Source organism: Stenotrophomonas sp. GD03958 (assembly GCF_029839005.1).
Classification (GTDB): domain Bacteria; phylum Pseudomonadota; class Gammaproteobacteria; order Xanthomonadales; family Xanthomonadaceae; genus Stenotrophomonas; species Stenotrophomonas hibiscicola.
Window position 1 is genome coordinate 43,075 of record NZ_JAOBZT010000011.1, and the last position, 24,747, is coordinate 67,821.

The 24,747-nt window shown below is 66.9% G+C and carries 18 protein-coding genes; 9 read left to right on the forward strand and 9 right to left on the reverse strand.

Annotated features, from left to right (window positions below):
- Window positions 1-10 precede the first annotated feature (10 nt).
- Window positions 11-517, forward strand: coding sequence for a DUF4166 domain-containing protein (locus N5C25_RS05495; RefSeq protein WP_279936575.1), 507 nt, complete (start codon window positions 11-13; stop codon window positions 515-517).
- Window positions 492-929, forward strand: a complete 438-nt coding sequence (locus N5C25_RS05500) for a thiol-disulfide oxidoreductase DCC family protein (protein WP_279936576.1) — start codon at window positions 492-494, stop codon at window positions 927-929. Before N5C25_RS05495 ends, N5C25_RS05500 begins: the two co-directional genes overlap by 26 nt.
- A gap of 95 nt (window positions 930-1,024) precedes the next feature.
- Here N5C25_RS05500 and otsA read toward each other — a convergent pair whose 3' ends face one another.
- The 4 genes from otsA to N5C25_RS05520 all read right to left on the reverse strand — a co-directional run bounded on the left by otsA (window position 1,025) and on the right by N5C25_RS05520 (window position 7,552).
- Window positions 1,025-2,389, reverse strand: a complete 1,365-nt coding sequence (otsA, locus tag N5C25_RS05505; RefSeq protein WP_058981924.1) for an alpha,alpha-trehalose-phosphate synthase (UDP-forming) — start codon at window positions 2,387-2,389, stop codon at window positions 1,025-1,027.
- Complete coding sequence (locus tag N5C25_RS05510) at window positions 2,386-4,167, reverse strand: glycoside hydrolase family 15 protein (protein ID WP_031269310.1); 1,782 nt, start codon at window positions 4,165-4,167, stop codon at window positions 2,386-2,388. The genes otsA and N5C25_RS05510 overlap by 4 nt, the downstream gene beginning before the upstream one ends.
- Before the next feature lie 39 nt (window positions 4,168-4,206).
- Window positions 4,207-4,965 (reverse strand): trehalose-phosphatase, encoded by a 759-nt coding sequence (gene otsB / locus N5C25_RS05515; protein ID WP_279936577.1) that lies wholly within the window; start codon window positions 4,963-4,965, stop codon window positions 4,207-4,209.
- A 151-nt stretch (window positions 4,966-5,116) separates the two neighbouring features.
- Complete coding sequence (locus N5C25_RS05520; protein WP_279936578.1) at window positions 5,117-7,552, reverse strand: TonB-dependent receptor; 2,436 nt, start codon at window positions 7,550-7,552, stop codon at window positions 5,117-5,119.
- 216 nt (window positions 7,553-7,768) lie between these two features.
- On the opposite strand from N5C25_RS05520, the gene N5C25_RS05525 reads away from it, so the two are divergent.
- From N5C25_RS05525 to N5C25_RS05540, 4 genes are all read left to right on the forward strand, one after another.
- Window positions 7,769-8,251: a DUF3574 domain-containing protein gene (locus N5C25_RS05525; protein WP_251102881.1), complete on the forward strand. Its 483-nt coding sequence runs from the start codon at window positions 7,769-7,771 to the stop codon at window positions 8,249-8,251.
- A 36-nt stretch (window positions 8,252-8,287) separates the two neighbouring features.
- On the forward strand, window positions 8,288-9,145 hold the full coding sequence (locus tag N5C25_RS05530) for an SH3 domain-containing protein (RefSeq protein WP_058982187.1): 858 nt from the start codon (window positions 8,288-8,290) through the stop codon (window positions 9,143-9,145).
- Between the two features lie 109 nt (window positions 9,146-9,254).
- Window positions 9,255-10,973, forward strand: coding sequence for a thiamine pyrophosphate-dependent enzyme (locus N5C25_RS05535; RefSeq protein ID WP_251102879.1), 1,719 nt, complete (start codon window positions 9,255-9,257; stop codon window positions 10,971-10,973).
- A 737-nt stretch (window positions 10,974-11,710) separates the two neighbouring features.
- Window positions 11,711-13,321: a hypothetical protein gene (locus N5C25_RS05540; RefSeq protein ID WP_058981581.1), complete on the forward strand. Its 1,611-nt coding sequence runs from the start codon at window positions 11,711-11,713 to the stop codon at window positions 13,319-13,321.
- A gap of 165 nt (window positions 13,322-13,486) precedes the next feature.
- Here the strand turns inward: N5C25_RS05540 and N5C25_RS05545 are convergent, their stop codons facing one another.
- Window positions 13,487-14,197 carry a glutathione S-transferase gene (locus tag N5C25_RS05545; protein ID WP_251103423.1) on the reverse strand — a complete coding sequence of 237 codons (711 nt, stop codon included), beginning with the start codon at window positions 14,195-14,197 and terminating at the stop codon, window positions 13,487-13,489.
- 169 nt (window positions 14,198-14,366) lie between these two features.
- Between N5C25_RS05545 and N5C25_RS05550 the strand changes: the two genes are divergently transcribed.
- Window positions 14,367-15,188, forward strand: coding sequence for a DUF3014 domain-containing protein (locus N5C25_RS05550; protein ID WP_279936579.1), 822 nt, complete (start codon window positions 14,367-14,369; stop codon window positions 15,186-15,188).
- Window positions 15,189-15,369: 181 nt separating this feature from the next.
- The gene (clpB, locus tag N5C25_RS05555) at window positions 15,370-17,955 is read left to right on the forward strand and encodes an ATP-dependent chaperone ClpB (RefSeq protein WP_262214331.1); all 2,586 of its coding nucleotides are present in this window, start codon (window positions 15,370-15,372) and stop codon (window positions 17,953-17,955) included.
- A 72-nt stretch (window positions 17,956-18,027) separates the two neighbouring features.
- Here clpB and N5C25_RS05560 read toward each other — a convergent pair whose 3' ends face one another.
- From N5C25_RS05560 to N5C25_RS05570, 3 genes are all read right to left on the reverse strand, one after another.
- Entirely contained in the window at window positions 18,028-18,828 is an 801-nt protein-coding gene (locus N5C25_RS05560; protein WP_019660150.1) for a MipA/OmpV family protein, read from the reverse strand.
- Window positions 18,829-18,968: 140 nt separating this feature from the next.
- On the reverse strand, window positions 18,969-20,258 hold the full coding sequence (locus tag N5C25_RS05565; RefSeq protein WP_279936580.1) for an ATP-binding protein: 1,290 nt from the start codon (window positions 20,256-20,258) through the stop codon (window positions 18,969-18,971).
- A complete protein-coding gene (locus tag N5C25_RS05570) occupies window positions 20,255-20,992 on the reverse strand; it encodes a response regulator transcription factor (protein WP_058981569.1) in 738 nt (245 codons plus the stop codon). The genes N5C25_RS05565 and N5C25_RS05570 overlap by 4 nt, the downstream gene beginning before the upstream one ends.
- A 182-nt stretch (window positions 20,993-21,174) precedes the next feature.
- Between N5C25_RS05570 and N5C25_RS05575 the strand changes: the two genes are divergently transcribed.
- Window positions 21,175-22,461 (forward strand): aminotransferase class V-fold PLP-dependent enzyme, encoded by a 1,287-nt coding sequence (locus N5C25_RS05575; protein ID WP_279936581.1) that lies wholly within the window; start codon window positions 21,175-21,177, stop codon window positions 22,459-22,461.
- 453 nt (window positions 22,462-22,914) lie between these two features.
- Here the strand turns inward: N5C25_RS05575 and ybaL are convergent, their stop codons facing one another.
- The gene (gene ybaL, locus N5C25_RS05580; RefSeq protein WP_279936582.1) at window positions 22,915-24,612 is read right to left on the reverse strand and encodes a YbaL family putative K(+) efflux transporter; all 1,698 of its coding nucleotides are present in this window, start codon (window positions 24,610-24,612) and stop codon (window positions 22,915-22,917) included.
- Between the last annotated feature and the right edge of the window lie 135 nt (window positions 24,613-24,747).

The window sequence follows — 24,747 nt, forward strand, 5'->3', positions numbered from 1 at the left end:
GTTCGCGCGTGTGCTGGGGCCGGCCTTCGCCACCCTGGCAGGACCGGTGCAGGCGCTGCATACCGCGCCGTTGCCGTGCCGCTATGGGGGGCAGGCGCGCATCGTGAGGGGGAGGCACTGGCTGGTGCCGCTGCTGGCTGCGTTGGCGCGGTTGCCAAACGACGGTGAAGCCCTCCCAACCGAAGTGGCGTTCAGTGCACACGGGCAGGGCGAGCAATGGGCGCGGCGTTTTGGCCGTTGGCCGATGGTGTCGCGGCTGTGGGCGCACGAAGGGCTTCTGCGCGAGCAGTTGGGCGCGGTGCGCTTCGAATTTGATCTGCAGGCCCGCGAGGGTGGCATCGACTGGTCGGTGCGGCGGGTCTGGGCGTTCGGGCTGCTGCCGCTGCCGACGCGTTGGTTTGGCGGTGTGCGCTGCCGTGAAACCTGGCAGGGCGAGCGCTACACTTTCCTGGTCGATGTGACGCTGCCCTGGGCCGGAGCCCTGATCCGCTATGAAGGCTGGCTCGAACCACAGTGACGGCGCCGCCGAGACTGGCAGCGCGGTGATCGTGTTCGACGGCGTGTGCGCCCTGTGCAACCGGTGGGTGCGCTTCCTGCTGCGCTTCGACCGCAGGGGGCGCTATCGCTTTGCGGCGATGCAGGGCGCACAGGGCAGCGCGATGCTGCGCGCGCACGGGCTGGATCCGCAGGACCCGATGTCGTTCCTGCTGCTGGACGCGCAGGGTGCCTGGACCGATACCGATGCGATCCTGCGCGTACTGGCCGGGCTGGGCGGCGCATGGCGCCTGGCCGGCGTGCTGCGGCTCGTGCCGCGCGGCTGGCGTGATGCGGCGTATCGCGCGCTGGCACGCAACCGCTACCGCTGGTTCGGGCGGCATGACACCTGCCATCTACCAGCACCGGAGCAGGCCGCGCGGTTCCTGGATTGATCGCCTGTCTTTTGTAGAGTCGAGCCATGCTCGACTTGCTTTTTTCTCCTGCCAATAGCAGTCGAGCATGGCCCGGCTCTACAGGAACGCGTGCTTCAACCCTCCAGCGCGTCCAGGTAGCTGCGGCGCCAGTGGTTGATGTCGTAGGTGCGCAGGTGCTCCATCATCGCGTGCCAGCGCTCCTTGCGCCTGCTCAGCGGCATCGTCGCTGCGGTGGCGATGGCATCGGCCACGCCGTCCAGATCGTGCGGGTTCACCAGCAGTGCCTGCTTCAGTTCGTCGGCGGCGCCAGCCAGCAGTGACAGCACCAGCACGCCCGGATCCTCCGGGTCCTGCGAGGCCACGTATTCCTTGGCCACCAGGTTCATGCCATCGCGCAGCGGCGTGACCAGGCCGACCGCCGCCGCCCGGTAGAAGCCGGTGAGCGTGGCATGGGTGAAGTTCTGGTTGACGTACCGCAGCGGCGTCCAGTCCGGCTCGGCATGGCCGCCGTTGATGTGGCCAGCGATCTGCTCCAGCTGGCTGCGCAGCTGCCGGTACTCGGTGACATCACCGCGCGAGACCGGGGCGATCTGCAGGTAGGTCAACGAGCCGCGCTGGTCAGGGTGGCGCTGCAGGTAGCGCTCGAAGCCAAGGAAGCGCTCGGGGAGGCCCTTGGAATAGTCCAGGCGATCCACGCCGATTGCCAGCTGGCGGTCGCGCAGGCTGGCGCGAAGATTCTTCACGGCGGTCTTGGTGGCGGCTGTGCCGGCCTGGCGTGCGATCAGCTCGGTGTCGATGCCGATCGGGAAGGCTGCTGCACGGAAGCGGCGCCCGCCCGGCGCTTCCAGCTCGCCGTTGTCGAGCACGCGCCCGCCGCCGAACAGGCGCAGGTAAGTCTGGAAGCGATCGGCATCGCGCTGGGTCTGGAAGCCGACCAGGTCGTAGGCGTACAGCGCGGAGAACAACCGCAGATGATCGGGCATCGCCTGCAGCAGGTCGGCCGACGGCATCGGGATGTGCAGGAAGAAGCCAATGCGGCAGCCGATGCCGCGCTCGCGCAGCAGTGCGCCGAGCGGGATCAGGTGATAGTCATGGATCCAGACGATGTCATCCTCGCGCAGCAATGGCGCGAGCTTGTCGGCGAACAGCGCATTGACCTTGTGGTAGGTCTCGCGGGTACCGCGGTCATAGTCGACCAGATCCAGGCGGAAGTGCAGCAGTGGCCACAGCGTGCGGTTGGCAAAGCCGTTGTAGTAGCCATCGACCTCGCGCTTGCTCAGGTCCATGGTGACGTAGTCGATGTCACCGTCCTTCTGCCGGTGCAGCGTGCCGCTGCCTTCCTTTACGGTCTTGCCGCTCCAGCCGAACCACAGGCCGCCGCGCTCCTTCAGGGCGGCCAGCAGGCCGACCGCCAAGCCGCCTGCGCGGTTCTCGCCGGGCACGGCCACACGGTTTGATACCACGACCAGACGACTCACGATGCCTCCTGCCAGGACCGCGACAGGCGCATCGCGGCGGTGATCAGGCCGACATGCGAATAGGTCTGCGGGAAGTTGCCCCAGGCCTCGCCGCTGTCGAAGGCCAGATCCTCCGACAGCAGGCCCAGGTGGTTGCGCTGCTTCAGCAGCAGCTCGAACATCTCGCGTGCTTCATCCATGCGCCCGATCGCCGCCAGCGCATCGATGTACCAGAACGTACAGATGGTGAAGCTGGTTTCCGGTTCGCCGAAGTCATCCGGCGCGACGTAGCGGTACAGCGAATTGCCGTGCTTGAGGTCGCGGCCGATGGCATCGACGGTGGCAATGAACCGTGCGTCCATTGCGTCGATGAAGCCGATGTCGGCCAGCAGCAGCAGCGAGGCATCCAGGCGATGGCCGCCGAAGGTATCGGTGAAGTGGCCCAGCTCCTCGCTCCAGGATTCGGCCATGATGCGGGCGTGGATGGTGTCGGCGCGCTCGCGCCAATAGTGTGCGCGGTCATCACGCTTCAGGCGCACGGCGATCTTGCACAGGCGGTCGCACGCAGCCCAGCACATCGCGCTGGTGTAGGTGTGCACTTCGGTGCGGCCGCGGAATTCCCACAGGCCGGCATCGGGGACGTCGTGCAGGGCGAAGGCCTGTTCGCCCAGGGGTTCCAGGCGGGCAAACGTGTGCGCGTCGCCGGGATCCTGCAGGCGACGGTCAAAGAACAGCTGCGTGGACGCCAGCACCACGCTGCCGTACACGTCGTGCTGGCGCTGAACCCAGGCCAGGTTGCCGCGGCGCACCGGGCCCATGCCGCGGTAGCCGGACAGGCTGGGCACTTCGTCTTCGTCCAGCTTGGCTTCAAAGCCGATGCCATACAGCGGCTGCAGCGTGCCGTCGGTGGTGGCCAGGTTGAAGATGTAGCCGAGGAACTGTTCCATCGTGCGCGTTGCGCCGAGACGGTTCAGCGCCCGCACCACGAAAGCTGCGTCACGCAGCCAGCAGTAGCGGTAGTCCCAGTTGCGCACGCTGCCGGGCGCTTCCGGAATGGAGGTGGTCATCGCCGCGATGATCGCGCCGCTGTCCTCGTACTGGCACAGCTTCAACGTGATCGCACTGCGGATCACCGCGTCCTGCCATTCCAGTGGAATGGACAGGTAGCGCACCCATTCGCGCCAGTAGTCGCGGGTGCGCTGGAAGGCTTCCTGCACGTAGCCGCTGATCGAGCGGTTGAGCGATTCGTCCACGCCCAGGATCAGGTGGACGGGATGGCTGAGCACGAACGGCAGGCCGTCGCGCACGAAGCGCACCGGCACGTCGGTGGTCAGCCGCAGCACGTGCTCGGGCAGGATCCAGCGCACATGGTTGCTGCCCCAGGTGGACTCCGGCACGCGCGCGCCCCAATCGGCCAGCGGGCGGGCGCGTACGGTGATGCGTGGGCTACCGGCCAGCGGGCGCACCTGGCGGATCAGGCTGACCGGCCGGTAGAAGCGGTCGTTCTGGCGCCAGCGGGGCGCGAAGTCGAGGATCTCCAGTTCGCCGCCGTGCGTGTCGCGCAGGACGGTGCGCAGGATCGCCGTATTGGTCAGGTACTCCTGCTCGCTGCTGGCGAAGTCTTCCAGCTCGATGGCGAAGTCACCACCGGTCTGCTGGTTGGGGCCGAGCAGGGCACAGAAGGTGGGGTCGCCGTCGAAGGTGGGCAGGCAGCTCCAGACAACGCGGGCACGTTTGTCGACCAGGGCGCCGAAGCTGCCGTTGCCGACCACGCCCAGATCAAGATCGGGTTGGGTCATCACGCGGTACATCTCGGTTGCGGCCGTGGGGGGGCCGGGTCAATAGGCATTCTCACGCAGCCAGGCGTGCACGCTGCGTATGTCGGGCAGCGCGAACACGGCCACGCTGGGTTCGCGTTCGCCCACCAGCACGCTCCAGCCATGCTGGCCGTTGGCAGCGTCGAAGCCGAATTCGTCGGTGAGGTCGTCACCGAGGAAGACGGGCAGGCGGCCACGGAAGGGCAGGTACTGCATCATCCTCCGCACCGCACGGCCCTTGTCGCTGCCAACTGGGACGAACTCGACCACGTGGTCGCCGGGTTGCAGGCGGTAACTGGAACGGCCGCGCACGTGGCGGTCGGCGAAGGCGCGCACATCGCTGGCGGCGTGCGGCGCGCCGCGCCAGTGCAAAGCCAGGCCGACACCCTTGTCTTCCACCAGCACGCCGGGGTGGCCATGGGCGAAGCGCATCGCCTGGTGCTGCAGCGCGTGCAGCCACTCGGCGGTGTCGTCGTCGTGCTCCTCGCGCAGCACACGACCGTCCTCGCCGCGCAATTCATGGCCATGCAGGCCCGCGGCAGGCAGTTGCAGGGGAGCGAACAGTTGATCGAGCTGCTCAAGCGGGCGACCACTGACCAGTGCCACGGCACCTTCCAGGCGGTCGCTGATGCGGCCGATGGCGTCGCGCACATCCGGCAGCAGCTGCACGGCATCCGGGCGTGCAGCGAATTCGATCAGGGTGCCATCGACATCGAGGAACAACGCACAGGCGTCGTCCAGCAATGGCGGTGGCGGACGCAGGGGGAGCGGTTCAGCCATGCGGCCCACCTTGCCAGCGTGGGCGTGTACGTGGGGTCGAGGGCAGGCTACGGATCAGCTTCGGTGGGTGCCGACCGTTGGTCGGCTCGGCAGGTCAGCCTGCATCCAGCCCAAACAGCGCGGACCAACGGTCCGCACCCACCCAATGCGATCAGAACGTATAGCGGACGCGGCCGTAGTAGTACGCGCCGTTGCTGCCGATCGGCGACAGCACGTCATACGGCAGGTTGCCGAAGTAGTGGATATCGCTGTTGGATCGATCCGGGTAGTTGTCGGTCAGGTTCTGGCCGCCGATGGCCACGCTCCAGCGCGGAGTGATGCGGTATTCGACCTCCGCGTCCAGCTGCCACTCGGCCTGGTAGGTCTGGCGCGGGATGTAGCCATCACCGAAGTTGAACACGCGGGTGGCGCTGCCGTAGCGGTTCACCCGGCTGCTCAGCGACCAGTGGTCGTTGCTCCAGGCAGCCGAGAAACTGCCACGTGTACGCGGTGTGGCATCGGTCAGCGTGTTGGTCTCTTCAATCGCGAACAGCACATAATCCGGGTCCAGCGCCTGCAGCTGGGCCGGCGTGGCCAGCACGTTCTTCAGCGTGGTCTTGGTATATGCATAGGTGCCGGTCAGCAGCAGCTGGCCATCGCCCAGCGACTGGCGCCAGTTGGTGACCAGCTCGGCGCCGCGGGTGCGGGTATCGGCGGCGTTGACGAAGAAGCTGGCGCTCTGCAGGCCGCTGACGCCGTAGTTGGCGGCCACGTAGTCGGTCAGTGCATCGCCGGTGATGCTCTCCGACAGCGCGATGCGATCGTCGATGTCGATCTGGAAGAAGTCCAGTGACAGGTCGAAGTGCTCGCCAATTCGGCTGGTGAAGCCCAGCGAGGTATTGATCGACTTTTCCGGTTTCAGGTTCTGCGCACCCAGGCCACGTGCGATCGGATTGTTGACCGACAACAGGCGGCCCTGCACCAGCTGGCCGCCAGCGTTGTAGCCGGTGGAAGTGGATTCGTAGCCGATCTGTGCCAGCGACGGCGCACGGAAGTTGTTGGAGATGGCACCGCGCAACGCGAACGCCGGGGTGAATTCGTAGCGCAGGCCGAGCTTGCCGGTCAGTTCGCCACCGAAATCGTCGTTGTGCTCGTAGCGCGCGGCCAGATCGGTGGAGAACTTCTCACCGAACTGGCTGGACAGGCTGGCGTAGGCGCTGGCCACGTCGCGCGACAGGGTGGCGGCGTCCTGTGGGGTCAGGCCGCCACCGGCCTGCGAACCGGTCGGGCGGTCGGTGTACGGGCCCGCCGCATAGCTGGCCGGGTCGCCGGGGCGGGTCTGGTAGCGCTCATGGCGCGCTTCCACGCCCAGGCCCAGCGTGTGGCTGATGCTGTCGCTCTGGGTGAACACGCGGCTCAGGTCGAGGTTGCCCACGGTCTGCGCGTACTCGTAGTCGGCGGTCTTGAAGCGGGTCGGGCTGGTCGGGCCCAGCGACGCGTTGAGCGAATCACGCAGGCGGTAGGTGAAGTCGTTCTGGCCGTAATCCAGGCTGCCGTCGTAGCTCCACTCGCCCCACTGGCCGCGCACGCCGGCCACGGCCTGTACGTCGCGGTTCTCGCCTTCGGAGATCGGTCGGTAGCCGTTCGGATAGACCTGCTTCCAGTTGGCATCGCCATCGGGATAGCGGAAGTAGTTGGCGCCTTCGGTATCGCGCTGGTTGAAGGTGCCGAACGCGTAGAACGTCGAGGTCTGGCCCACCGGAATCTCGGTGTTCAGCCACAGGTTGATGTCCTTGCTCTTGCCATCGCCCAGGACGTAGTTGCGCTTGCCCTGCAGTGCCAGGTTGCCCGGGGTCTGGTCCCACGGCGGAATCTGGTCGAAGCCGGCGCGGTTGGTGCCGTTGCGGTGCTTGTATTCCAGGCCGACGCGCAGGAAGCCACCGTCTTCGCCCAGCGAGGTGCCGACCTTGGCGCTGATGTTGCCGGTCTGGCCATCGGTGAGGGTGCGGCCGATCGGCTGGAGGTCGGTGTGGTTGGCCCCGTAGCTGGCCTCGATCTCGCCACCGTCGCCGCCGTTGTCGAGGATCACGTTGATCACGCCGGCCACGGCGTCCGATCCGTACAGCGCACCGGCGCCGTCGCGCAGCACTTCGATGCGCTTGATCGCGCTGACCGGGATCGCATTGAAATCGACCGGGGTGGTGCCCTTGCCGATCTTGCTGTCGGTGTTGACCAGTGCGGTGTGGTGGCGACGCTTGCCGTTGACCAGTACCAGCACCTGGTCCGGCGACAGGCCGCGCAACTGCGCGGCGCGCACATGGTCGGCGCCACCGGAGTTGGACTGGCGCGGGAAGTTGAACGACGGCAGCAGCGCCTGCAGCGCGCTGCCCAGTTCACCGTTGACCACGCCGGCCTTGCGGATGTCCTCGGCGGTGAGCACGTCCACCGGCGAGGTGGATTCGAGCACGGTGCGGTCGGCGGCACGGGTGCCGGTGACGATCACCGTGTCCAGGTTGGTGGCGTCCTGGGCCAGGGCCGGGACGGCGGCGGAGGAAAGCGCGAGGGCGATGGCGAGGCCGAGCGGCGACGCGGGCAGGCGGGCGGACATGGGGTCTCCAGCAACAACGACGGCGGGGAAGGGGGGAGATAGTTTCACTTACATCCATCCGGATGAAGCGATATATTATCTTCGCGTGATGGCCGGTGCCGATGCAAGTCCCTGCCGGTCCGGCATGAGCAGATGCCCAGTTGGCATCAGCACGCCGGGCCAGTGGCGCTGTACGCTGCCGGCTCGCCTTGTCCCCCCTTCCCCGGAGCTGTACCGATGAAACACCTTGGCCTCGTCTTCGCCGTGCTGCTGGCCACCAGTGGCTGCGCCAGCCTCTCTTCGCAGGCGCCCAGCGCCTATGCCACGGCCACTACCGCCGAACTGAAGGGCGATGCTGCACGCCCGTCCGCCGGCCACGGCTGGGTGCGCAGCGAGCTGTACTTCGGCGTGGGCGAGGAGCAGGGCGCCGGCAACCGCCCGCAGGCCGATACCATCAGCGAGGCGCAGTGGCGCACCTTCCTGGACAAGGAGGTGACCCCGCGCTTCCCGGATGGCCTGACCGTGTTCGATGCCTATGGCCAATGGCTTTTCCGCGGTGATGCCTCGCCCAACCGTCTGCGCACCAAGGTGCTGGTGGTGCTGCACGAGGACACCCCGCAGCGCCGCGTCGACATCGAAGCGATCCGCCTGGCGTGGAAGCAGCAGACCAGGCATCAATCGGTGCTGTGGTCGCGGCAGCCGGTCGAGGTATCGTTCTGAGTTGAAGGTGCCGCCGCGGTGCCGCAGGGAGCAATGATGAATTGCAGGGAATGCGTGCTGGGCCTGGTGCTGGCGGGAGTGCTGGCACCGTCGGCGCAGGCAAGTGGCGACGACGGCGAAACGCTGCGGTTCCAGGTGGCCGCGCACGTGCAGGCGCATGCCGATCCGCAGCAGGACGGCAGCATCGTGGTGCAGCTGTCGCCGTCGGGAAAGCGCCAGACGCTGGCGGGCGCGGCCGATGCCGACGGCAATTCGCGCTGGTCGCTCGAAGATGTCGATTTCGATGGCTACCCGGAACTGGTCGCGCGCGCCTCGGTGGGCATGGTCAACGAAGCGGTGACGGTGTACCGCTTCGATCCGGCCAGTGCAGGGTTCCGCGCGCTGCAGGCCGACACCCACGGCAAGGACAGTTGCGGTGACCTGATGGGGCTGACGGTCGATCGTCCGAGCCGTACCCTGACCAGCAGCTGCCGCAGTGGCCCGATGTGGTACACCGACCAGTACCGGTTTGCAGGCGCGAAGCTCCATCTGTACCGCTCTGAGAGCGTGCTGATGCTGGGCGATACCTTGAACGCCGCGCTGCAGTGGGAACAGACCGATGAGCAGGGCCCGCTGGCGGTCTGGCGCACCTACGATGCCGCCGGCCGTGTGCTGGAAAGTGCCATCGCCGATGGCCTGGGTGCACCGCCGGATGGGCCGCTGCGTGGCCAGCAGGCCACCGTGGTACCCGCGCGGCTGTTCCTGTTCGACCGGCCCGGCGCATCCAGCTCCAGGCGTTACCTGGTGCAGGGAGACCGCGTGGAGATGCTGGATGAACAGGAGGGTTGGCTGAAGGTGCGGTATCACAACCCGAAAAGCGGCGCGGTGGAGGGCTGGATCAACGTCAACGATTGACGAGACGTCTACCCGCAGTTTGCACATCGAGGCAATGGGCAACTTGCCCACGGGGGCATCACTTCATCAGGTCTAGCCTCGGACGTTCCCCCGTTCGAGGATGTATCCGATGAGCAAGCGCGTGGCCGAAATCGTGGTGGACGCCCTGCAGCAGGCTGGTGTCCGCCGTTGCTACGGCATCGTGGGCGATACGCTCAACCATGTGACCGATGCGATGCATGGCAGCGAGATCGCCTGGGTGCACGTGCGCCATGAAGAAGTGGCAGCGTTCGCCGCCGGCGCCGATTCGCTGGTGAGCGGCGAGTTGACCGCCTGTGCGGGCTCCTGTGGTCCCGGTGGCCTGCACTTCATCAACGGTGTGTTCGAGACCAACCGCAACCGTGCACCGATGGTGCTGATCGCCAGCCAGGTGGTGACCAGCGAGCTGGGCATGGAATTCCCGCAGGAAGTGGATTTCAAGGCGGTCTATGGCAGCTGCACGGTGTTCTGCGAGCAGGTGCACAGCCCGGAGCAGGCGCGACGCGTGGTGGCCCTGGCCTGCCAGGCGGCGATCAGCCGGCGTGGCGTGGCGGTAGTGATCCTGCCGGCCGACATCAGCCAGGCTGAGGTGAAGCACGATGTGCCGTTCTCGGTGCACTATGCCCAGCCGGTGCTGCGCCCGTCCGACGCCGAACTGCAGCGCATTGCCGAGCTGCTGGGGCAGGGCAAGCGTATCGGCATCTATGCCGGTGCCGGTTGCCAGGGCGCGCACGCGCAGCTGCTGGAACTGGCCCGGCGCCTGCAGGCGCCGGTTGCGCATACTTCGCGCGCCAAGGATTTCGTCGAGCCGGACAACCCGTACAACATGGGCATGACCGGCATCTTCGGCATCGAGTCTGGCTTCCACACGCTGATGGAGTGCGACACGCTGCTGCTGCTCGGCGCCGACTTCGCCTGGGGCCAGTTCTACCCGGACAAGGCCACGATCATCCAGGTCGACCGCGATGGCAGCCACCTCGGCCGCCGCCACCCGGTGAACCTGGGCGTGGTCGGTGACATCGCCCCGACGCTGGATGCGTTGCTGCCGATGTTGCCGCCGCGCGAGGACAGCAGTTTCCTGGACGAATGCATCGAGCATCGCGACAAGGCGCTGAAGAAGCGCGAGCAGGAAGAACAGCCGGGCGAGGGCGAGCTGATCCACCCGCAGCATCTGACCGCGCTGCTGTCGAAGTACGCCAGCGACGATGCGCTGTTCACCGCTGACGGCGGCTCGCCGATGGTCTGGGTGCTGCGGCATATCCGCGTCAACGGTCGCCGCCGCACGCTGACCAGCCTGCTGCACGGCACGATGGCCAATGCAATGCCGCAGGCCCTGGGCCTGCAGAAGGCGTTCCCCGGCCGGCAGGTGATTTCGCTGTCCGGCGATGGTGGCCTGGCGATGCTGCTGGGTGACCTGCTGACCGCGGTGCAGGAAAACCTGCCGATCAAGGTGGTGGTGTTCAACAATCGCTCGCTGAACTTCGTCGAGCTGGAGCAGAAGGTGGAAGGCCTGCTGGACAACTACACCGACCTGAAGAACCCGGACTTCGGGCGCCTGGCCGAGGTGATCGGCTTCCACGGCCGCACGGTGACCCGTAGTGAGGATCTGGAGGAAGCGGTGCAGGATTTCCTGGCCCAGCGCGGCCCGGCACTGCTGGACGTGCACACCAGCCGCGCAGAGTTGGTGATGCCGCCGCAGATCGAGGCCAAGCAGGTCGCCGGCACGGCGCTGTACGCGGCCAAGGCGGTGTTGAATGGCCGCTTCGACGACGTGAAGCATCTGCTGGTGGACAATTTCCTGAAGAAGTAGGGGGGGAGTCGATGCAGGGCTGCGCCCTGCACCCGCCGAAACCACGGCAACCGCCGATGCAAGGTCAAAAGCAGGTTTGCCGTGAGTAGGCGGGGTGGGTCCGGTTGCGGGGGGCGCTGCAAGTACGTCCATGCAAGCTCGGTCGCCGCTTGCTCGTGTGCGCAATCCTGCGCACACGGCAAGACCGGGGTTGGGCGTCCTGCCCAACCCGCCCGAGGCATGCCTCGGGCCCATGCGGCTCACGCCCCCGCAACCGGACCCACCCCGCCTTAGACAGATCATCGCGATCTGCCGGTAGATCCACGCCATGCGTGGATAGCGTGGAAATGATCGAATTGTTCTTGTAGAGCCGAGCCATGCTCGGCTCAGAGGCTTGGCGTACAGCAGCCGAGCATGCGCTCGGCGCTACAACGAGAGCCTGCCTTTGCTTTTGATCTTTTGATTCTTTCCGTGGCTGGCACGCGCAGGAAATTGTCAGGGGCCGGTCGGGTAGGCTGCGCAGGGGCGTGAGCCGCAAGGATGCGGCGACCGAGCTTACAGGGACGTACTTGCAGCGCCCCCTGCGTAGCCTACCCGACCGGCCCAACTGGCAATGCCAGTCGACTAACAGTCGACTCTACCCGCGCCCAGCCACGAGGGGCCCCGCCGTTGGCTGGAACCCATCATTCCACGACGGAATTGGCGCGCCGGCCCCGCTGGGCCTACCATCGGCGGTCCCCACCCCCACCGCCCCTTCCATGTCCGCTCCCGCTTCCGCCGCACCGCGTCGCTGGTTCGTCGCCGGTGACTTCAACGGCTTCTTCGGCCTGGTCGTCGACAACCTCTCCATCCTCGGCTTCATCGCCATGGCCCTGGTCGGGATCTTCCAGTTCCCCGCCGACGTGGTGTTCGGCCGCATGTTCCCCGGCACCGCCTTCGGCGTGCTGGTCGGCAACCTGCTGTACACCCTGATGGCACGCCGGCTGGCCGCGCGTACCGGCCGCGACGACGTCACCGCCATGCCGCTCGGTCTGGATGCACCGACCAGCATCGGCATGGCGCTGCTGGTGCTCGGCCCGGCCTTCATCGCTTTCAAGCAGCAGGGCATGGACCCGCACGCGGCGGGCATCGCCACCTGGCAGCTGGGCATGGCGGCGCTGGTCATCATGGGCGTGCTCAAGTTCGTGCTGTCGTTCTTCGGTGAAGCGGTCACCCGCGCGCTGCCGCGTGCCGCGCTGCTGGGTTCCATCGCCGGCATCGCGCTGGTGCTGATGGGCCTGCTGCCGCTGCTGGAAACGCTGCGCTCGCCGCTGGTCGGCTTCACCACGCTGGGCCTGCTGCTGTATGTGCTGATCGCCAAGGGCAAGTTGCCGGTGCGTGGCCCGGGCGTGCTGCTGGCCTTCGTGTTCGGTACCGTGCTGTATTACGGCCTCGGTCTGGCCGGGCTGGGTGCGCCGGGCTTTCATGTGCCGGCGTGGGTGCCGCCGCAGGTGGTGCTGCCGCTGCCGACGCTGGGCTTCCTCGACGGCCTGCCCACCGCGATGACCTACCTGCCGCTGCTGCTGCCGTTCGGCCTGCTGATGGTGGTCGGTGGCATCAACGTATCCGAAAGCGCGCGTGCGGCCGGCGATGACTACCGCACCCGCGACATCCTGCTGGTGGAAGCGGTGGCCACGCTGGTGGCCGGTGTGTGTGGCGGCGTCGCGCAGACCACGCCGTACATCGGCCAGCCCGCCTACAAGCACATGGGCGCGCGCAGCGGCTATACGCTGCTGACCGGCCTGTTCGTCGGCATCGGCGGCATGCTCGGCATCATCTCCGGGCTGGTGCAGTGGCTGCCGCTGGCGGTGCTGGCACCGATCATCGTGTACGTGGCCATCGACATCACCACCCAGGCCTTCCAGGCCACGCCGCGCCACCATACCGGCGCGATGGTGTTCGGTTTCCTGCCGTCTGTGGCCTACCTGCTGGCGATCAAGGCACCCGGCTGGATCGCGCCGGACCAGCTGCCGCAACTGCTGACGAAGCTCGACGGCCACGGCCTGCCGGAGCTGGCGGTGATCTTCACTCTCGGCAACGGCTTCATCATCACGTCGATGCTGTGGATCTCGGCCGTGGCGGCGATGGTCGATGGCCGCCTGCGCCGGGCCTGCGGGTTCCTGCTGGTGGCGGCGTTGCTGACGCTGTTCGGGCTGATCCACTCGGTGGATCCGCGCGGTGGCATCTATCTGCCGTGGGAACTGGAAGGATTGGCGCGCATCATCAGCTGGCAGTTCGCGGGCGCCTACGTGGCGCTGGCGGTGCTGCTGGGATTGTTGTCACTGCAGAAACAGCCGGTGAAGCCGCTGGGCGATCGCACCGATCATTGACCGGTGACGCCGGGCATGGCCCGGCGCTACCGCTCCTTCCACTTCTGGTGCTCTGTAGAGCCGAGCCTGCGCTCGGCTGCTCTGAGCCGAGCATGGCTCGGCCCTACAGGGGCGTGTTGCAGGCGGCGAATGATCACAGCGCGCTCTGCCGGCCAGCGGCTGGCACTACCGTTCGGCGTCCAGTTCCGGGTAGTGGCGGAAGATGCCGTTGGTGTTGAACGGCAACCGCCGCTCCGAGGCCAGATAGGCGGCGATGTTCGGCCGCTTTGCCACCCGCGCCTGCAGCGCACGCAGCAGGGGCACGGTGTGGGCCAGTGCCTGCATGCGGCGTGGAAACATGTAGTCCAGCCCGCTCAACAGCTGGAACAGCGACAGATCCACATACGAATGCTCGCGCAGTGCGTGGCGGCCACCGTTGGCGGCCAGCACCTGTTCGAAGTAGCCCAGGAACTTCGGCAGCCGCTCGCCGCGCAGGGACGCAGCGCGCGCCTTGGCTTCGGTCTTCTGTTCTTCGTAGTACTTCGACGCGGCGATCGGATGGTGGGTGTCGTGCACCTCGGCCACCAGATCGGCGATGGTCAGCTGCAGTTGCAGCGCCTGCATCCGCCGCGAGGCCGCCTGTGGCACCAGGTCCAGCGTCGGGCCGAGGAAATCCAGGATCGCCGCGACCTGCGCGATGACCTGGCGGCCGGCCTTCAGGAACGGCGGTGCAAAGGGCTGTGGCCCGTCACTGCTGCCATCCAGGAATGGCTGCATCACCGCATCGCCGTGCACCCGCGCCATGTCGATGTAGTCGGCGCCGGCATCCTCCAGCGCCAGGCGCACGAACTCGCCGCGGCCCTGGATGCCGGTCCAGTAATACAGCGCGTACTGCATGGCAGTGCCTCCACATGAAAAGACCCACAGCGTCGCGCGGGACATGCAAAGCAGGCGTGAGCGCGGTTCTGGTGCAGGCCGAACCCGAACGGCAGCGGAACAGGTGGGGAACCCGCTGGAATCAGTGGGGTCCCACCTTGTCCATGCGTGTGAAACGAGGTGCTGCATCATGCAGAGTGGAAAGGCGGTATGGCCCTGGGTGTTGGGCGTGGTGGTGATCGGTTGCGCGGGCGGTTGGTTGTTCCGCGATCAGCTGAAGCGCCTGGCCGACGGTGTTTCGGTGCCGGTGCACTCAACCCCCGCCAGCACCAGCGCACCGCCGCAACCGCAGGCGGCCGCGGACCCCGCGCCAGCACCGCCGCCGATCAGGCATCCGCTGGACACCGAGGCCGCCGCTGACCCGGCGCTGCCCAAGTTGGCCGACAGTGATGCGGCTGCCTGGGGCGCATTGAGCCAGCTGTTCCAGGGCGAGGGGCCGATGACCCTGCTGCTGCGCGATCACCTGATCCAGCGCCTGGTCACCCAGGTCGACAACCTGGACAAGCCAAGCGTGCCGCCGACGGCGCTGGCCGCACGGCCGCTGCCGGGCAACCTGCAGGTCGAGCCTGGCGAGGGCGGGGAACGCATCGCGGCAAGCAACTCGGCACGTTATGCGCCCTATGTGCAGGCTTTCACTGCGCTGGATCCGGCGGCAATGGCTACCGCGTACAAGCGCTTCTATCCGTTGATCCAGCAGGCCTACGTCGACCTGGGCCGGCCCGACGGATATTTCAATGATCGCCTGGTCGCGGTGATCGACCATCTGCTGGACACCCCGGAACTGGACCAGGCGCCTGCGGTACAGCGCGATGAGCGCGGCCGCTATCGCTTCGTCGATCCCACCCTGCAGTCACGCTCGATCGGGCAGAAGGCCCTGCTACGCATGGATCCTGCACAGGCGCGGGCGATCAAGCAGCAACTGCGGGCGATCCGCAGCGCGATCACCCGCTGAGCCCGTCCACCGTGCGGAACTGATCGGGATCAACGCGCCGACCACACGCGCTCCGGCATGCTGGCCGCAGGCTGACTGGCCCCGGGGTGCAGTCGCAGTCACCCTTGAAACCGGGTGGGGCAACCGCATCTTTCCAGCATTGCCGGCCCAGGCCGGCCCTGAAGACCGATGAGGATTCGCAATGCGGATGGACAAGCTCACCTCGCGTTTCCAGCAGGCGCTGGCAGACGCACAGTCGTTGGCCGTGGGCCGCGACAACAGCATCATCGAACCGGTTCACCTGTTCAGCGCGCTGCTGGACCAGCAGGGTGGCAGCACGCGCCCGCTGCTGGCCCAGGCCGGGGTGAACGTGCCCGTCCTGCGCGAGCGCCTGACCGAGGCGCTGGACGCACTGCCCAAGGTATCCGGCCAGGCCGGCAATGTCTCGATGGGCAATGATCTGGGGCGCCTGCTGAACCAGACCGACAAGCTGGCGCAGCAGCATGGTGACGCCTTCATTGCCAGCGAGTGGTTCGTGCTGGCGGCGCTGGACGATGGCGGCACGCTGGGCATGGCGCTGCGCGCCGCTGGTGCCGACAAGACGCGCCTGCAGGCGGCGATCGACAAGCTGCGTGGCGGCGAGAACGTGCAGTCGGAGAATGCCGAGGAACAGCGGCAAGCGCTGGAGAAGTACACCATCGACCTGACCGCGCGTGCCGAGAGCGGCAAGCTCGATCCGGTGATCGGCCGTGACGAGGAAATCCGTCGCACGATCCAGGTGCTGCAGCGCCGGACCAAGAACAACCCGGTGCTGATCGGCGAACCCGGCGTGGGCAAGACCGCAATCGTGGAAGGGCTCGCCCAGCGCATCATCAATGACGAAGTGCCCGAAGGCCTGCGCGGCAAGCGCGTGCTGTCGCTGGACATGGGCGCGCTGATCGCCGGCGCCAAGTTCCGCGGCGAATTCGAGGAGCGCCTGAAGGGTGTACTCAACGACCTGGCCAAGAACGAAGGCCAGATCATCCTGTTCATCGATGAACTGCACACCATGGTCGGCGCGGGCAAGGCCGACGGCGCGATGGATGCTGGCAACATGCTGAAGCCGGCGCTGGCGCGCGGCGAGCTGCACTGCATCGGTGCCACCACGCTGGACGAATACCGCAAGTACATCGAGAAGGATGCCGCGCTGGAGCGTCGTTTCCAGAAGGTGTTCGTGGGCGAGCCGTCGGTGGAGGACACCATCGCGATCCTGCGCGGCCTGAAGGAAAAGTACGCCGTGCACCACGGTGTGGAAATCACCGACCCGGCCATCGTGGCTGCAGCCACGCTGTCCAACCGCTACATCACCGACCGCCAGCTACCGGACAAGGCCATCGACCTGATGGACGAAGCCGCCTCACGCCTGCGGATGGAGATCGACTCCAAGCCGGAGGAGCTGGATCGCCTGGAACGCCGGGTGATCCAGCTGAAGATCCAGCGCGAGATGCTGAAAAAGGAGAAGGACGAAGCCTCGCGGCAGCGCCTAGCCGATCTGGAGAAGGACATCGATGCGCTGGAGCGCGAGTTCTCCGATCTCAATGAAATCTGGAAGTCGGAGAAGGCCGCGCTGCAGGGCGCAACCAAGATCAAGGAACAGGTCGAGCAGGCCAAGCTGGAGCTGGAAGCCGCGCAGCGCCGCCAGGATTTCGCCAAGATGAGCGAGATCCAGTACGGCCTGTTGCCACAACTGGAAAAGCAGCTGGCTGCGGCCCAGGAAGCCGAGCACAAGGACTTCAAGCTGGTGCAGGACCGCGTGACCGACGAGGAGATTGCCGAGGTCGTGTCGCGCTGGACCGGCATTCCGGTCAACAAGATGCTCGAAGGCGAGCGCGACAAGCTGTTGCGCATGGAAGAGGTGCTGCACAACCGCGTGGTCGGCCAGGAAGAAGCGATCAAGGTCGTCTCCGATGCCGTGCGCCGTTCGCGTGCGGGCCTGTCCGATCCGAATCGCCCGGCCGGCTCGTTCCTGTTCCTCGGCCCGACCGGCGTCGGCAAGACCGAGCTGTGCAAGTCGCTGGCCGAGTTCCTGTTCGACAGCGCCGACGCGATGATCCGCATCGACATGAGCGAATTCATGGAGAAGCACAGCGTCGCGCGCCTGATCGGCGCGCCTCCGGGCTATGTCGGCTACGAGGAAGGTGGCTACCTGACCGAGGCCGTGCGTCGCCGTCCGTACTCGCTGATCCTGCTGGACGAAGTGGAGAAGGCGCATCCGGATGTGTTCAACATCCTGCTGCAGGTGCTGGACGATGGCCGCCTGACCGATGGACAGGGCCGTACCGTGGACTTCCGCAACACCGTCATCGTGATGACCTCGAACCTGGGCTCGCACCAGATCCAGGACATGAGCACCGACGACAGCCCCGAGGCCTACACCCAGATGAAGGCGGCGGTGATGGGCGTAGTGCAGGCGCACTTCCGGCCGGAGTTCATCAACCGGCTCGACGACATCGTGGTGTTCCACCCGCTGGACAAGCAGCAGATCAAGCAGATCGCGCGCATCCAGATGCGCGGGCTGGAGAAGCGGCTGGCCGAGCGTGGGTTGAAGCTGGCGGTCTCCGATGCGGCGTTCGACCTGCTCGGCAACGTCGGCTTCGATCCGGTGTATGGCGCGCGCCCGCTGAAGCGCGCGATCCAGTCGCAGCTGGAAAATCCGCTGGCGCAGCAGATCCTGTCCGGCGCCTTCGTCAACGGCGACACCATCGAGGTTGGCAACGACGGCGGTCGCCTGGTGTTCGCCAAAGCGTGATTCACACGGGGCGCCGCCTGGCCGCGGCGCCCCGTTTCCTGCGAGGTATGCCGGGCCATGCCCGGCGCTCACTCAGAAGCGGTGCGTATAGCCGCTCATCAAGCCGAACTGGTTCGCCTTCTGCACGATCGGGCTGTCGGCGGCATCACCGAGCAGGCGCGTGCCTTCGGCCGAGATGTACCAGTTGCCGTTGCGGCCCACGCGGTGGCTCCACTTCAGGCCGACACCGGCACTGACCAGGCCGGCCTTTGGCTTGTGCTCGGCAAAGCCGGTACGCGCCGCCTGTTCCGGGCTGACGCCGTACCAGGTCTGCATGTAACCGCGGTTGCCGTAGTCGGTGGACACGCTGCCGCTGACCACGCCGCCGGCCAAGTCGAACAGCGGCATGCTCAGGTTCAGATGGATCTGCTGGGTGGCCAGGCCGTTCTCGGCCTTGTCCTCGTCCTTGCGGGTGAACTGCCAGGAGCCGCTCAGCACGGCTTCGCCCAGCGTATAACCAGCCGAGACGCCGACCAGGGGACGGGTATCGATATCACCCATGCCGCGCAGGAAGTCGGAACCGCCGAGCAGCGAGTCCTTTTCCTTGCGGATGCCGCTGGCGCCGACATACGCGCGCACGCGGGTGTGCTCGCCGATGGAGGTGCCCCAGCCAATGCCACTGGTGCCCAGAAACCAGCCACCGGGCGAGGTGACATCGAAGGACAGCGACGGCGTCGCACGATACTCCTCGCTGCCGCTGTAGCGCGGTGCCACGCCGCCACCGGCGGCGAGCTCGAAGGTCCAGCGGTCATCCTGGGCGTAGGCGGTCGGTGCGGCGAACAGCGGCAACAGGGCCAGGCAGAGCAGGGCGGGGGAACGGCGAAGCTGGGACATGGAAACTCTCGACAATGGGAGGAAGGCAGCGCGCGCATCCGGCGCGTGCTGCAGGGTCGCTAGCGTGGCGATACGCCGGCGACCGATCCGTCCGCAGTTGTGCGGGAGTTGTAATCAACTGTAATTGCGCCCGTGGGCGTTCAGCTGGCAGCCAGCGGCCAGTGCATTTCCAGGCGTGCGCCGCCCAACGTGGCGCGGCTGATGCGAAGCTCGCCGCCGTGGCGGACGGCAATGCGGCTGACAATGGCCAGGCCCAGGCCGAAGCCGCCGGTATCGCGGCTGCGGCTGTCATCCAGGCGGGTGAACGGGCGCATCACCTTCTCCCGATCGGCTTCGGCGATGCCGGGGCCATCGTCATCCACGCGCAGGCAGGCGCGGCCGCCGACACCGACCAGCGAGACTTCCACCTGCGAGCGCGCATGGCGCAGCGCATTGCCGACCAGGTTGCTCAGTGCCAGCTGCAGCAGGCGCGGCTCGGCATCCACCCGTGGCAATGCACTGGGTTGCACGCGCAGGACCACGCCGGCGCGTTCGGCATCACGGCGTGCATCGGCCAGACAGGCCTGCAGCCAGTCGTTGGCTTCGATGCGCTGCATCGGCTCGCCTTCGCTGGGATGCTCCAAGCGCTCATACGCCAGCAGTTCGCTGACCAGCCGGTTGAGCTCGGCCAGATCGCCGTGCAGGCCCTGTGCCAGCCGTTCGCGGCGTTCGCGGTCATCGCTGTCCTGCATCAGGTCCAGGCCGAAGGCCACGCGCGCGATCGGCGTGCGCAGCTCATGCGAGATCGCATGGGTCAGGTCGCGCTGGCGCTGCACCAGTTCGGCCACGCGTGCCGCCATGCGGTTGGAGTGGTCGACGATGACCCGGATCTGCGAGCGTGGCGAGACCTGCGCACGTGCCTGCAGATCGCCCGAACCGATGCGGTCGGCATGCCGACGCAGCGCTTCCAGGTCTCGCCAGAGCAGGCGCACCCACGCGTACAGGCAGGCGCCCACCAGCAACAGGATGCTGAGGTAGGCGGCGATGGTCATGTACGTCGTCATCTGCACCGCGCCAGGCAGGCGCAGGTGCAGCCAGCGGCCATCGCTGCCCTCGATCGGCAGCAGGACCTGCTGGTACTGATCGCGCACGATGAAGCCATCGGCCTGCACGGCTGCCTGTTCCTGCGGATCGAGCGCGGGAGGACTGTCGAGCAGGGTCAGGGCGATGCCGTAGTGTGGCTGCCACTGCTGCAGGCGCTCACGCTGCTGGCCGGCGTCCAGGCCGGCCAGGCCACTGCGCAGGGCGTACACCTGCCCGCGCACCTGCTGCACGAACACGCGATCCTGCACGGGCGTGTAGATGCCGTCCAGGATGTGATTGAGGAAGAACACCGACACCAGGAAGCAGGCACCGGTGACAAACCACAACCACAGGAACAGCCGCTTCATGCGGTCCAGGCCGACGGATTGAACTGGTAGCCACGGCCCCACACGGTCTTGATCCGCCGGGGTTCGCGCGCATCATCGCCGAGCTTGCGGCGCAGCTTGCCGATGCTGACATCGACACTGCGGTCCAGGCCGTCAAAGCCGATGCCGCGCACCGCCTGCAGGATATGGTCGCGCGACAGGATCTGCCCCGGCTGGCTGGCCAGCAGCCACAGGATCTCGAATTCCGTGGTGCCCAGCTCGACCTGCTGACCGTGCAGGTGCACTTCGCGCTGCATGCGGTCGATCAGCAGTTCGCCATGCATCAGACGGCTGGGTGTGCCGGTGTTGCTGCTGCCATGGCGGCGGCGCAGCAGGGCGCGCAGGCGGGCCAGCAGCAGGCGCGGCTCGATCGGTTTGTGCACATAGTCATCGGCGCCCGATTCCAGGCCCAGCACCTGCTCGATGTCGTCTTCGCAGGCGGTCAGCATCAGGATCGGCACGTCGGAGAAACTGCGGATCTGCCGGCACACGTCGATGCCGCCGAGGCCGGGCAGCATCAGGTCCAGTACCACCAGCTCGGGCGCATGCTGGCGGCAGGCCGCGCCGGCAAGGTCACCGCGCGCCACATGCTGCACGGCGAAACCATGTTCGTGGAGATAGTCGCTGACCAGCTCTGCCAGGCGACGGTCGTCCTCCACCAACAAGACCTGGGTCGGGGTACCGTTGGCGGTGGGTGTCCAGGGGGATGGCTGCATGCGCGTGGGGCCTCCGTGCCCGGGCAGGAGCGCCCGGCGGCGAAGCCTATCAACGCCCCGTGACCGCTGCCTGAATCGCGGCCAACCTGATAACCCCCGGTATGGGCGTCATCGCCAGCAGCTTTCAGCGGCGGGCGACGGCTGGCCTATGGTGGCGGTTTCCCCGGATGGAGCCTGGCGCAATGAGCGATCCGCAGTGGCAACTGGAAACCCTGGCCGTGCACGGCGGCTACCGTCCCGACCCGACTACCCGCGCGGTGGCGGTGCCGATCTACCAGACGGTGGCGTATGCCTTCGATGACACCCAGCACGGTGCCGACCTGTTCGACCTGAAGGTACCGGGCAATATCTATACGCGCATCATGAATCCCACCACCGACGTGCTGGAGCAGCGCCTGGCTGCGCTGGAAGGCGGCATCGGTGCGCTGGCGCTGGCCTCGGGGCAGGCCGCGATCACCTATGCCCTCCAGACCATTGCAGAGGCCGGCGACAACATCGTCGCCTCCAGCGCGCTGTATGGCGGCAGCCTCAACCTGCTGGCGCACACGCTGCCGCAGTACGGCATCCAAGCGCGCTTTGCTGATCCGGCTGATCCTTCTGCGTTCGCCGCGCTGATCGACGAGCGCACCAAGGCGGTGTTCGTCGAATCCATCGGCAACCCGCGCGGCAACGTCACCGACATCGCTGCGATTGCGGAGGTCGCGCATGCCGCTGGCGTGCCCCTGATCGTCGACAACACCGTGGCCACGCCGTTCCTGCTGCGCCCATTCGAGCACGGCGCCGACATCGTGGTGCATTCGCTGACCAAGTACCTGGGCGGCCACGGCACCAGCCTCGGCGGCGCGATCATCGATTCGGGCCGCTTCGACTGGACCGCACAGCCCCAACGCTTCGCGCGGCTCAACCAGCCCGACCCCAGTTACCACGGCGTGGTCTATACCGAAGCGCTGGGGCCGGCGGCCTACATCGGCCGAGCGCGGGTGGTGCCATTGCGCAATACCGGCGCTGCGTTGTCGCCGTTCAATGCGTTCCTGATCCTGCAGGGCATCGAGACCTTGGCCCTGCGCATGGAACGCATCAACGCCAATGCACTGGCCGTCGCGCAGTACCTGAAGGCGCACGCCAAGGTAGCGTGGGTGCGCTACGCCGGACTGGCCGACGATCCCGAGCACGCCGCCGCGCAGCGCTATCTGGGTGGGCACGGCTCGGGCGTGCTGACCTTCGGCCTGCCGGGCGGGCGCGAGGCAGGCGCACGTTTCCTTGACGCACTGAAATTGTTCACCCGCCTGGTCAACCTCGGCGATGCGAAGTCACTGGCCACCCATCCCGCCTCGACCACCCACCGCCAGTTGGATGCGGCGGAACTGGCCAAGGCCGGCGTCAGTGAAGACACCGTGCGGCTGTCGATCGGCATCGAACATATCGGCGACCTGCGTGCCGACCTGGAACAGGCCCTGGCCAGCGCCTGATAGCCACACGCTTGGTCGTCATCGCCACAGGCGATCACCACCCGCGCCGCGATGCGCTACGGTGGAACTGCCTCTCCAAGGCGTGGCAACGTGGCGATCCAGATCCCCGGTCGATGCGGGTCGACCGGGGATTTTTTTGTTTCCGGACCCAATGCACCAACAGCAGCGGGGAACTGTCGAAGGCGGGGTGGGTCCGGTTGCGGGGGCGCGAGCCGCATGGGCCCGAGGCATGCCTCGGGCGGGTTGGGCAGGACGCCCAACCCCGGTCTTGCCGTGTGCGCAGGATTGCGCACACGAGCAAGCGGCGACCGAGCCTACATGGACATATTCACGGCGTCCCCCGCAACCGGACCCACCCCGTCATCCCACGGAATGCCTGCTTTTGCTTTTGCCGTTGCAGTTGAAGTTGCTTCAGCAGGTGCAGGGCTGCAAGCCCTGCCGCACGCACACCCCTCACACCACCGGAATACTGTGCTGGCCCAACCCGCGATACGGCGGCGTGGCCATCACCATCTCCGCCAGCGAATACGCCAGCTCACGTTCGGCCATCACCGTGCCATCGGCACCATGCTCCAGCAGATGCTTCACTTCCGCATCGCTGTGCGCGCGCGCCAGCAGGGTCAGGTCCGGGTTGATCGCACGCAGCTTGGCCAGCGCCTCACCGGCTTCCAGCGGCTGCGGAATCGCCAGCACCGCAATCTTCGCCCGCTCAGGATGGGCCTCGGCCAGCACCCGGTCGGCCGCCGCACTGCCGCGGATCGCCGCCAGGCCCTTGGCGTGCGCCGCCTCCACGTGTTCCTTGTTGTCATCGATCACCAGCACCGGCACGCCACGGTCGCTCAGCACCTGCGCCAGTTCGCTGCCCACCCGGCCATAGCCGATCACGATGGCGTGGTCATGCAGGTCGCGCGACGGGCCGATCGCTTCGGGCGGCTCGGGTACCTGCGGAGACTGCTCCTGCTTGGCCTGCCAACGGTCGAGCAGGCCGAACACCAGTGGGTTGAGCATGATCGACACCAGTGCACCGGCCAGCACCAGCGACTGGCCTTCCTTCGGCAGGATCTGCAGCGCCACGCCCAGGCCGGCGATGATGAAGGCGAACTCGCCGATCTGTGCCAGGCTGGCCGAGATGGTCAACGCGGTGCTGGTCGGGTGGCCGAACGCGCGCACAATGAAGAACGCAGCGGCCGACTTGCCGAACATGATGATCAGCACGGTGGCCAGCACCTGCCACGGATGCTGGACGAGGATGTTGGGGTCGAACAGCATGCCGACCGACACAAAGAACAACACCGCGAACGCATCGCGCAGCGGCAGCGAATCATGCGCGGCCTTGTGGCTCAGTTCTGATTCGTTGAGCAGCATGCCGGCAAAGAACGCGCCCAGCGCGAACGAGACGCCGAACAGCATCGCCGAGCCGAACGCCACGCCCAGCGCGATCGCCAGCACGGACAGGGTGAACAGCTCACGCGAACCGGTACCGGCGATGCGTTCCAGGATCCACGGGATGACCCGGCGCCCGACCACCAGCATCACCGCCACGAACAGGCCAAGCTGCACGAAGGTCCAGCCGATGTCGGCCAGCACGCTGCCGAGCGAGTGCGACTCCTTGGCCGCGTCGGGACCGAACACGCCGGCCATCACCGGCATCATCACCAGTGCCAGCACGCAGGCCAGGTCTTCCACGATCAGCCAGCCGACCGCAATCTTGCCGCGCATCGTCTCCAGCAGACGGCGTTCCTCCATCGCCCGCAGCAGCACCACGGTACTGGCGGTGGCCAGCGAGAAACCGAAGATGACGCCGTGGATGGCCGGCCAGCCCATCAGCGAGGCCACACCCCAGCCGAGCAGGGTGGCCACCGCGATCTGGCCGATGGCGCCGGGGATGGCGATCGCCTTGACCGCCATCAGGTCCTTCAGCGAGAAGTGCAGGCCGACGCCGAACATCAGCAGCATCACGCCCAGTTCGGCCAGCTGGTTGGCCAGCGCCTGGTCGGCGACGAAGCCGGGGGTGAACGGGCCTACGCAGATGCCAGCAACCAGGTAACCGACCAGGGGAGACAAGCGGAGCTTGTTGGCCAGCGCGCCGAAGATGAAGGCGAGCCCCAGGCCAACGGCAACGATGTTGATCAGGTCGGTGTCATGGTGCATCGGCACTCGCAGGAAATCGGGGGGATGTCCCGATTTTCACCTAATGGGCCAGATGCAGCAAACCCTGCAGGAAAATGGGGTCAGAGCCCTTTTTCCAGCAGGAAAAGGGCTCTGACCCCACAGGGTATGCCGGCC